Annotated in this window: 11 protein-coding genes and 1 pseudogene; 5 read left to right on the top strand and 7 right to left on the bottom strand. The window is 70.1% G+C overall.

The window, feature by feature from the left end:
- From DLJ59_RS13915 to DLJ59_RS13905, 3 genes are all read left to right on the top strand, one after another.
- The coding region (locus DLJ59_RS13915) for an SAM-dependent methyltransferase (RefSeq protein WP_148096948.1) at nucleotides 1–896 on the top strand (896 nt) is incomplete at its 5' end.
- Nucleotides 893–1246, top strand: coding sequence for a hypothetical protein (locus DLJ59_RS13910; RefSeq protein WP_124772929.1), 354 nt, complete (start codon nucleotides 893–895; stop codon nucleotides 1244–1246). The genes DLJ59_RS13915 and DLJ59_RS13910, both read left to right, overlap by 4 nt.
- Nucleotides 1243–1863, top strand: coding sequence for a hypothetical protein (locus DLJ59_RS13905; protein ID WP_124772928.1), 621 nt, complete (start codon nucleotides 1243–1245; stop codon nucleotides 1861–1863). Before DLJ59_RS13910 ends, DLJ59_RS13905 begins: the two co-directional genes overlap by 4 nt.
- Nucleotides 1864–1961: 98 nt before the next feature.
- On the opposite strand, the gene DLJ59_RS13900 is transcribed toward DLJ59_RS13905, so the two are convergent.
- The 4 genes from DLJ59_RS13900 to DLJ59_RS13885 all read right to left on the bottom strand — a co-directional run bounded on the left by DLJ59_RS13900 (nucleotide 1962) and on the right by DLJ59_RS13885 (nucleotide 6165).
- Nucleotides 1962–2735, bottom strand: a complete 774-nt coding sequence (locus DLJ59_RS13900) for a hypothetical protein (RefSeq protein ID WP_124772927.1) — start codon at nucleotides 2733–2735, stop codon at nucleotides 1962–1964.
- A 241-nt stretch (nucleotides 2736–2976) separates the two neighbouring features.
- Complete coding sequence (locus tag DLJ59_RS13895) at nucleotides 2977–4407, bottom strand: glycoside hydrolase family 10 protein (RefSeq protein WP_124772926.1); 1431 nt, start codon at nucleotides 4405–4407, stop codon at nucleotides 2977–2979.
- 304 nt (nucleotides 4408–4711) lie between these two features.
- Nucleotides 4712–4939 carry a ferredoxin gene (locus DLJ59_RS13890; RefSeq protein WP_124772925.1) on the bottom strand — a complete coding sequence of 76 codons (228 nt, stop codon included), beginning with the start codon at nucleotides 4937–4939 and terminating at the stop codon, nucleotides 4712–4714.
- Entirely contained in the window at nucleotides 4936–6165 is a 1230-nt protein-coding gene (locus tag DLJ59_RS13885) for a cytochrome P450 (protein ID WP_124772924.1), read from the bottom strand. The genes DLJ59_RS13890 and DLJ59_RS13885 overlap by 4 nt, the downstream gene beginning before the upstream one ends.
- 273 nt (nucleotides 6166–6438) lie before the next feature.
- Here DLJ59_RS13885 and DLJ59_RS13880 point away from each other — a divergent pair, with 273 nt between their 5' ends.
- Nucleotides 6439–6768, top strand: a complete 330-nt coding sequence (locus tag DLJ59_RS13880) for a hypothetical protein (protein WP_124772923.1) — start codon at nucleotides 6439–6441, stop codon at nucleotides 6766–6768.
- Nucleotides 6765–7040, top strand: a pseudogene (locus tag DLJ59_RS37400) (MerR family transcriptional regulator); the annotation flags it as partial. The gene DLJ59_RS13880 and the pseudogene DLJ59_RS37400, both read left to right, overlap by 4 nt.
- A 265-nt stretch (nucleotides 7041–7305) precedes the next feature.
- Here the strand turns inward: DLJ59_RS37400 and DLJ59_RS13870 are convergent.
- From DLJ59_RS13870 to DLJ59_RS13860, 3 genes are all read right to left on the bottom strand, one after another.
- Nucleotides 7306–8127 carry an alpha/beta fold hydrolase gene (locus DLJ59_RS13870; protein ID WP_124772922.1) on the bottom strand — a complete coding sequence of 274 codons (822 nt, stop codon included), beginning with the start codon at nucleotides 8125–8127 and terminating at the stop codon, nucleotides 7306–7308.
- Nucleotides 8128–8146: 19 nt separating this feature from the next.
- Nucleotides 8147–8716: a DJ-1/PfpI family protein gene (locus DLJ59_RS13865; RefSeq protein ID WP_124772921.1), complete on the bottom strand. Its 570-nt coding sequence runs from the start codon at nucleotides 8714–8716 to the stop codon at nucleotides 8147–8149.
- Nucleotides 8717–8798: 82 nt separating this feature from the next.
- Nucleotides 8799–9542, bottom strand: a complete 744-nt coding sequence (locus DLJ59_RS13860) for a GntR family transcriptional regulator (protein ID WP_124772920.1) — start codon at nucleotides 9540–9542, stop codon at nucleotides 8799–8801.
- Between the last annotated feature and the right edge of the window lie 103 nt (nucleotides 9543–9645).

Here is a 9645-nt window from a genome sequence, read left to right as displayed (position 1 = left end):
GCCTCCGCCGGCCGGCCCGCCCGCCGACGGAGGCGGCGCTGACCGGCAGCCGGCACAGCCCTCGCCGCGACCGCGCCGCCGTCGCGTTCCACTACGACCTGTCCAATGAGTTCTACCAGCTCATACTGGATCCATCGTTGGCATACTCCTGCGCCTACTGGCCGGAGGGCACGACCGCGGACCTCGCCGCGGCGCAACGCGCCAAGCTCGACCTGATCTGCGCCAAGCTGCGGCTGCGCCCCGGCGACCGGCTGCTCGACGTCGGCTGCGGGTGGGGCTCGCTCGCCTGCCATGCCGCGCGCCACCATGGCGCCCGGGTCACCGCGGTCACCGTCTCGGGGCAGCAGCACGCCTTCGTGGCCGCCCGGATCGCCGCCGAGGGCCTCGACGAGCTCGTCGACCTGCGGCTACAGGACTACCGCGACCCGGTCGGCGGTGGCTACGACGCCGTCGCCGCCGTGGAGATGGGCGAACACGTCGGTGCCGCCGAGTACCCGGCGTTCGCGGCCCGCCTCCGCGACCTGGTCCGGCCCGGCGGGCGGGTGCTGGTTCAGCAGATTTCCCGGGGCGCACACCGACCCGGCGGGGGCGCGTTCATCGAGGCCTACATCGCCCCCGACATGCACATGCGCCCGCTCGGCGCGACCGTGTCGCTACTTGAGGACGCGGGGCTCGAGGTCCGCGGCGTCGAGGCGATGCGGGAGCACTACGGGCGCACCATCCGCCACTGGCTGGCGCGCCTCGAGGCGCAGTGGCCGGCGGCGGTTGGCCTCATCGGTTTGGAGCGGGCCCGGATCTGGCGGTTGTACCTTGCCGGCGGGGCCCAGGTATTCGAGGACGGACGGATGGGTGTGGACCAGATCCTCGCCGTCCGGCCGGGAGTTGGCGCGCAATGACCGAGCTGGAGTTCCCGTCCTGGCCCGAGCATCCGGGCCTGGGCAGCTGGATCCCAACCAAGATGCTCGCGGACGTGGTCGCCCAACTGCCCAGCCTCACCGGCGCGGACGGCTGGCTGCGGGCGGTTCCGGACCCGCATGAGCCGTTCCCCGCCGTGCACCTGCAGGTGGTGTGGCTCGCCGACGGGCGCATCCACTTCGCCACGGTCTCGGGATGCACGGTGGCGGTGGCATCCCCGCGCCGGGGGGCGCCACAGCTGGCCGATTACCGCTACGCGTCCCTTGAGCAGTTGGTCGCGGGCGCCGCCGACTGGGCCTCGGACGTCTGGCCGCCGGGGGCGCCGGCGTGACCGCGCTGTGGGAGCAGGCACCGACGTTCGTCGGGGTCGCCGTCGGCGCGCTGTTGTCGTTCACGCTCTCCGCGCTCGCCGACCGCGCCCGGTGGCGTCGCGACGTGGGTATCCGCTGGGACCCGCAGCGCATGACGGTCTACGCCGAGTACGCGTTCGCGGTGCGCGAGATGTACCAGATCGTGCTGGCGGTAGCCACACGGCACGGCTACGGCCAGGGTCCGCCCCGGCGGGTTGCTTCGGACGTGGACACGGCGATCGCGGAGGCGGAGGCGGACCGCGCAGCGCGGTTCGAGGCGGTGCTGCTGGTCGGCAGCCCACGGACCGTCGCCGCCGCACGCCGCTGGCACCAGGCCGTCTGGCACCTGGAGTGCTTTGCCTGCGGCCGGCTCGCCGGCCAGGCCGAGTGGGACGCGGCGATGCGCGAGTTCGGTGAGTCCAGGGCCGATTACTATCGGGCCGCCAGACGGGAGCTCGGCATCGAGGGTGGCCTGCCCCGCACCAGCACACCGGCGTGGAAGGCGGCCCTGGCCCAGAGGGCCGCGCAGCCGGTCGGGTCGGCCGTCGCGGGTGACGCCACGCGAGGAGCCGGTTCGGCGCCCGGCGAGGAGCCGTGACCCGCTGCCGGGGTGCGGCACCACAGCCGCACCCCGGCAGGGACGCCGATCGGAAGTGACATCGCGACGACATGTGTCGAGATCCGAGGGGCTCCAGGTCAGCAGCCGAGCCGCTTACTCGAAAGGGCGATGTCGTCGATCCAGAGGTCGAATTCACCCGGTGTCGTGCCGCCCTGGTAAAGCTGCCAGCCAATCTTCACCGTGTCGACCGTCGGCAGGACGAAGGGAACATCGTTGCCACCGTGGTCGCTCGTGGACGCGGTCAGCTCCGGGTTCGGTACGCCGTCGATCCACACCGCGACGCGATTGTCCCTTGCGTCGATCTTCCATTCGAAGCACTGCCAGGTGTCCTCGGCGACCGGGGCGGACTCCCGCCAGTTGGTCCAGTCGCCGGTCGGACCGCCGTCGGCGCCGATCCCCCAGAACGTTCCGGGGACCGTGGGCGCGTACTGGCCACCGACCGGACGGACGACCTCAGTGCTGCCGGTGCCGGTGGCTTCCACCAGTGTGAAGTGCGCCCAGTCCGGGGCGGTGGGAAAGGCATCGACGCGTAGACGCATCCGGCCGTAGAAGCGGTTACCCGGCGCGGCGAAGTCGTCGACGCGCAGGAAGGCGCGTCCGTTGTCGACCGTGTGGATGTGCAGCACCTGCTTGTCACGGCGGGCCCGTTCGACGGTGAGCGTGCCGTTGCGGGTGTCGACACCCCAGTTCAACGTGCTGGGCCCTCCGAGAGGCAGTCGCTCGAAGTCTTCGCAGAAGAGCAGGCCACGGGGGCACGAGGGCGGGGAGGCACCCGACGCGCCGGCCGGAACGCTGCCGACTGCGGTGCCGAGGATCAGTGCGGCGCTGAACACCGCGAGAAAACTGCGCATGGTCATCCTCCAGGACGGGCTGGTCCCCCACCCCACGGGCTGGGCCAGCAGGATCTTTCGGGCATGGTTGTGGCGTTATACGAGGAGGTTCGCGTCGGTCGGCCGGCGGCGGATTTCCACCGGTGTTCTCGGGGCGAGGCAGAAGCATCGGCCGGCGGCCGGGCGACCGGGTTCGAACGACCACGACGGCACCCGGGCCCGGGTCAGCGTCCTGACCCGGGACACCGGTGCCTGTCGTCGGTCAGGGGCTGGTGCAGGAAAGGCCGCCGGGTGCCGCGTCGCTGCTGCCGTTGACCAGGAAGCCGAAGGTGGTCGAGGCGTTCGCGCCGAGGGTTCCGTTGTATTCGGCGTTGCGAACGCTGACCGCCCCACTGGTGCCGGTGTTGATGCCGCTCCACAGGTTGGCGAGGGTCTGTCCCCCGGCCAGCGTCAGTCGGACGGTCCAGCCACTGAGGGTGGCAGAGCCGTTGTTGGTCACGCTGACCTCACCTTGGAATCCACCGCCCCAGCTGTTGACCATGCGGTACGTCGCGGTGCAGGCGCCCGGCTGCTCGGTGGGCGGCGTGGTCGGTGGAGTGGTGGTCGGCGGGGTCGTGGTCGGCGGGGTGGTCGTGCCCGGCACCGTGGTGGAGGCGGCGTTGAGAGCGTTGAGGACGGCGGTGTACGCCGCCTTCGGATTGCTGTTGCGGTCGAACAGCAGCGGGCTCTCGTTGCCGCGCCAGGAGTCGCTGTCCCGGATGCCCCACGTCGTGATCCCGACGCAGCGGGGGACGTTCATGCAGGCCTGAGTCAGACCCTGGTACTGACTGGTCGAGGCGTTGGTGACGTCGGCCTCGGTCAACGCCACGTCGACCCCGAGGGCCGCGAAGCTCGACAGCGTCTGCTGGAAGTTGCCCGGCAGCGAGCTGCCACCGGTGAAGTGGGTCTGGAGACCGACGCAGTCGATCGGGACGCCGCGGTTCTTGAAGTCCCGGATCATGTTGTAGACGCCCTGCGTCTTGCCGTAGCTCCAGTTCTCGATGTTGTAGTCGTTGTAGCACAGCTTCACGCTCGGGTCCGCCGCGCGCGCGGTCCTGAACGCCACCTCGATCCAGTCGTTCCCGGTGGACTGCAAGTTCGATGACCGCCGGCTGCCGTTCTCCGCGAAGGCCTCGTTCACCACGTCCCAGTAGGCGAACTTGCCCTTGTAGTGGGCCATCACGCCGTTGATGTGGTCGATCATCGCGGTCCGCAGGGCGCTGCCGCTGAGACTTCCCCAGAACCTCGGCTGCTGAGCGTGCCAGGCCAGGGTGTGACCACGGAACCGCATGCCGTGCTGGGTGGCCCAGTTGTAGATCGCGTCACCGGCCCGGAAGTCGAACTGACCCCGGTTGGGCTCGGTGGCGTCGGGCTTCATCTCGTTGACGGCGGTCATCATGTCGAACTCGCGGTCCGCGATGGTCAGGAAGCCCGAGTCGTTGAGACGGTCCGCCCCCATGGCAGCGCCGAAGTAGCGGCCGCTGCGCTCGGCGGCGGCCTGCAGCGTGGTCCCGGGCGGGCCGCTGAGATCGGCTTGGGCGAGGGTCGCCACGGCCATCGAGGCCACGATCACCGCCAGGGCGCAGGCCCCGCCCAGAAGCAGCCGGGCGGCACCCCTGCTGCGGTGTTTTGGTCGAGCGGATACGTCGTACATCTGCGTTTCTCCTCGGTGTGCGGTCTGATCCGATGCCCCACGAGGCACGGAACCGACCGACGCGCCACGGACGACGACCTGAGTGCCGCGCTCGCTGGACCAGCACGTCACAGGTGACGCCGAGCCGTCGTCAGCCCGGCCGCGCTCGAATCGGTGACCACCGGCGGCTGCCCTGTCCGCCCGGTGGATGGCGTGCACCGGCGTCGTACGCCCGTGCGGAGTGACCCTGCCCCGCCGCGATGATACATCGAATCAATTCGATCCGTGCGTCGGCTGGGCGCAGACGCCCGGACTCGACTTCCTGTCACTCCTCCGGCGCGATCAGCCGGTCGTCGGTGGCGTCGCGGACCGTGATCGCCTCCACCGGGCACGAGTCGGCCGCGTCGAGGATGACCTCGGCCGGGGCCACGACGTCGGCCAGCGGCTCGGACAGCCCGCCGACCAGGCGGAAGTGCTCGGGTGCGGTACCGGCGCAGATGCTCGTGCCGATGCAGCGGCGCGAGTCCACCCCGATCCGCCACGCGGTACTCACCACGCCACCGGCATGCCGAGCAGGCCCCGCACCAACATGCCGCGCTTCCACTCCAGCTCGGCTTCCGGTACGGCGAGCCGCAGACCGGGCAGGCGAGTCACGAGGGTGGCGACGGCAACCTGCAACTCCATGCGGGCCAGTTGCGCGCCGACGCAGTGGTGTACGCCGTGCCCGAAGCCCAGATGCGGCTTCTGCTCGCGGTCGAAATCCAGCCGGTCCGGGTCGGCGAAGACGGTACCGTCCCGATTCGCCGAGGACAGTGAGCCGAGAACCGGTTCACCTGCCCGGACCAGCACCCCGCCGACCTCGACGTCCTCCTTGGCGTACCTGGCGAAGGATGAGCCGACGCCGAGCGGAACGTACCGCAACAGTTCCTCGACCGCGGCCGGCACCAGGGACGGGTCGGCCCGCAGCCGATCGAGCTGGTCCGGGTTGTGCAGCAGGACGTAGACGAAGTTGGGGATCTGGGTCACCGTGGTCTCGTGGCCGGCCGCGAGCAGCCCTCCGGCGAGTTCCACCAGCTCGGCCTCGCTGAGCCGATCCTGATTCTCGTCGCGGGCCCGCACCAACGCGCCGAGCAGGTCGTCGATCCCCGGCTCCCGGCGGCGCTCGGCTACCAGATCACCGATGTAGCCCCAGAGATTGTTCAGGTACTCCTGGATCGTCGCCAACGGCAGGGAGGTGGTCGAGACGATCGCCTCGGACCAGATGTGGAAGCGGTCGCGGTCGGCGTACGGCACCCCGAGCAGCTCGCAGATCACCTGGATCGGCAGCGGGGTGGCGACGTGCTCCACCAGGTCGGCCGGAGGACCGAGCCGGACCATATCGTCGACCAGCGCGTCGGCGATCTCCTGGGTTCGGGGGCGCAGCGCCTCCACCCGACGTGCCGTGAACGCCTTCGCCACCAGCCGGCGCAGCCGGGTGTGATCGGGTGGGTCCATGGTCAGCATGCCGCTGTACTGCTGGCGCGGGGTCAGCCTGGGCTCGTCGCGCTGGACGGCCGGGGCGCGGCCGAACCGCACATCGCCGAGGACCGTGCGCACGTCCTCGTACCGGGTGGCGAGCCACGCCTCCTCACCGTAGGGGAGCTTTACCCGGGTCATCGGCTCGTTCTCGCGCAGCTCGCCATAGGTCGGATCGACGACCAGGCGGTCGGGCACACTGAACGGGTACGGTCGCGCGGGCGCAACGGTCCGACTCTCGGTGGTCTGCGCGCTCTCCGTCATCCGAATCCCCTTCGTCGAGACGGCGTCATCCTCAGGCCGGCAGCACATTCGCGACGGCGCCCGGATTGCCAGCGTTCACGGCTTACGAACAGCACGCATCAACGCTCAGTAATCTGTCGATATCGGATCGTAGCGATAGACGTCGATGATCGCCACGGCGGCTGGCCCGCGTCCGTACGCGACAAGCGTCATCGTGGCGATCCATGAATGTCGGCGAGATCGCCGCAGCCGAGCTTGCATCCGGTACCCCGGTACCGCCTTACCGTCGGTGGCATGAGCGATGACCAGACGTGGGTGCCCGAGTCGTGCACCTTGCCGAGCCAGCAACGGCCGTTGCGGCTGGCCGAATTCGACGACCTGTTCGCCACCGCTCTGCTCGCGCAGCAGCGGCTGTCCCCCACCGGACTGCGGTGGCGACTCGACCCGACCGCCGAGGCGGCCGCCCGGGACCTGATCGACCGGGAAAGCTGCTGCTGCTCGTTCTTCTCGTTCACCCTCGCCGCCGATACCGACACGCTGCGTCTCGACGTGCAGGTGCCGGCCGCGCACGTCGATGTCCTCGACGCGCTCGCGCTACGAGCCGCAGCCGGGATGACGGTGTGAGCGGGCTGCGCAGCGGCCAGGTCGCCGCCGCGGCCGGCGTGAACCGGCAGACACTGCGCTACTACGAACGCCGCGGACTGCTCGCCGAACCGGACCGAAGCCTGGGCGGTCACCGTCTCTACCCCGCCGAAGCGGTCACCGTGCTGAGGGTCATCAAGGCAGCGCAGGGGCTCGGATTCACCCTCGACGAGGTCGCCGACCTGCTCGATGCAGGCCAGCACCGCCACGGCCGCAGCCCCGACGCCGGCCTGCGGGCCCGCGCCCACGCAAAGCTCGCCGAAATCGAGGCGAAGATCGCGGACCTGCGGGTCATTGCCGGCACACTGCGAGCCGCGGTACGCCGGCTGCGACGACCTCGTCGAGTGCGCCGGGCAGCCGCGCTGCCCCATCCCCTTCGCCACCATCGCCGTTCGAGGAGTCGCCAATGCCGACGACCGTTGACCAGCGAGGCCGACACGATTGATCAGCTCGGAGTTCGCGGAAAGGGTCCGGCGGTCCGGGGCGGTCCCGCGACAGCCTGCGGACCTGCCGCAGCAGTCAGTGATCTCGGTCCGGGCGGAGGAAGCACGACAGCAGTTGCCGGAACTCCTGCGGGTGCTCGATCGCCGGCACGTGCCCGCATCGGCCGAGCACGTGCAGACGGACATCGGCCAGGTGTTCGAGCAGGGGCTCGGCTGCCGTTCTGAGCGGGGTGACCCGGTCCTCGGCGCCGTGAACGAGCAGCACGGGCGCGCGCACCGCTGCCAGCGTCTGCGCCGGGAGGGTGAGATCGTCTGCCCATCGTGCCCTGGGTGGAGGGAACAACGACGCGAATGCGGCCTCCCCCGCTCGCATCGCCGCCGCGCGGGCATCGACGGCCGAATCGGTCACGAGCGCCTGGTCGAGGACGAGGCGACTCAGCATGTCTCGCGCCCCGAGCGAGCCGGCGGGGGCGGCCCAGATCGCGTCGAGCTCGGCGGACAGCGGCGCACCGGGGGCGCCCATCGTCGAGACCGCTACGACACGGGTGACCTGCTGGGGGCGCGTGGCCGCCAACGCAAGCGCCACGGCACCGCCCATGGAGTGACCCACCACGGCGTAGGACTCAATACCGAGGGCATCCATCAGGCCGGCGGCCTGCTCCGTCCACAGTCGGAGCCCACCCCTGGAGCCCGCCGGGACAGGGGTGCGGCCGAACCCCGCCTGGTCAGGAGCCACCAGGTGCCAGGAGGTGCCCAGCGCCTGCGCCGTCGCTGCCCAGGCGCCGGACCCGGTCGTGCCGGGTCCGGAGCCGTGCAGCATCAGCACCGCGGGCCCGCTCCCGCTCTCCAGGACGTGGACCGGGGAGCCGTCGACGGCGACGGTCCGAAGTGTCGTCACCGGGGCAGGCCAGGTGTGCTCATGCCGAGGCGGGGCTGACGGACTTCGCGAAGAGCTCCATCATCGCCCTGCCGAACTGCGGCATGTCGGGCCATCCCCGGCAGGAGACGAGGTTGCCGTCCACGACGTCGGGAGCGTCGATGACCGTCGCGCCCGCGTTCTCCATGTCACCGGTGATGGGCGGGAAGCACGCCGTCTTCCGACCCTTCAGCAGCCCGTAGACCGCTGGCACCTGCGCGCCGTGGCAGACCAGCGCGATGGGGAGGTTGCGCGCGAAGAAGTGCTCGGTGATGCGCCTGACGTCGGCGTCGACCCGGATCCACTCGGGAGCACGTCCACCGGGGATGATGAGGGCGTCGTAGCGCTCCACGTCGACCTGGGCCCAGGGCACGTCGACCGGCAGCTTCCGGCCGTTCTTCTCCACATAGGCGTCGGAGTTGGGGTCGAACTCGTGGATGACCAGTTGCACGTCACGCATCGTCCGTGACGAGACGTCGACGTCCCAGCCGCCCTCCTGCACGCGGTAGTAGGGATACATGGTGTCGAGTTCCTCGGCGGCGTCGCCGGTCAGCAGCAGCGCTCTGGGCACCTGCTTCTCCTCGCATCTGGGGGCGGTGAGGTAGATCCAATCGGATCCGATTGCGTTAGCATTCCTCGGGCCAGCCCGCCCGTCAAGCCTCTACCGCCATTCCGTCCGCGTCCTTGACCTCCTCGAACAATCGCCGGAAACGCTCGCCGGACCGCAGGATGTGCCGACGCATCGCGTAGGCGGCGGCGTCGGGGTCACGCGCGGCGATCGCGGCCACCACGTCCTCGTGCTCGGCCATGGCCAAGTGAGCGACCTGGATGTCGTGGTGAAGCCGGAAGAGGTGAACGTGGCTGTGCAGGCGAGCGAGCGCCTCACGGATGACCTGGTTCTCCGCGCTCAGGGCGACGAGATCGTGGAAGGCTGCGTCGCGCAGCCCGAAGGCGCCGTAGGCCGTGGGCCCGTTGCCCCCCTCCAGTTCCGCCATCTCCTCCAGCATTCGGCGCAAACCGGCAACCTGTTCGGATGTTGCGCGTTCGGCGGACCTGCGGGCCGCTGCCGGCTCGAGGAGCAGGCGGACCTCGAGCATGTCCTCGAATCGGTGTCGGGTGATTTGCGGAGGAATCCGGTAGCCGGCATGGGGCACCCGCACGACCAGACCCTCGGCCTCCATGCGGTTCAGAGCGTCTCGGATCGGCGTCTGAGAGACCCCCAGCTCTCGCGCCAGGACGTCGATCGTGACGCGGGAGCCAGGCTCGATCCGCAGCGACATCAGCTGTCCGAGCAGCGTGTCGTACACCTCGTCGGCAAGCCGGCCACCGGATCTTCCGGACGGCGTTCCGCCCGTCACGGTCCTACGGCCCCGCGCGATCATCGCTTCGTCGTCCATTGTGACGTGAGGTCCTTTCTTGCGTGTTCGGGAACCTGTTGACATCAGTCACAACGCTGCGGCATGCTGACGCCCCATCAGATCGTATAGGAAAAGTGCCGGA

The sequence above is a fragment of the Micromonospora inaquosa genome, from assembly GCF_003857055.1.
GTDB classification, from domain to species: Bacteria; Actinomycetota; Actinomycetes; order Mycobacteriales; family Micromonosporaceae; genus Micromonospora; species Micromonospora inaquosa.
This window is presented reverse-complemented; position numbering and strand designations above follow the sequence as displayed.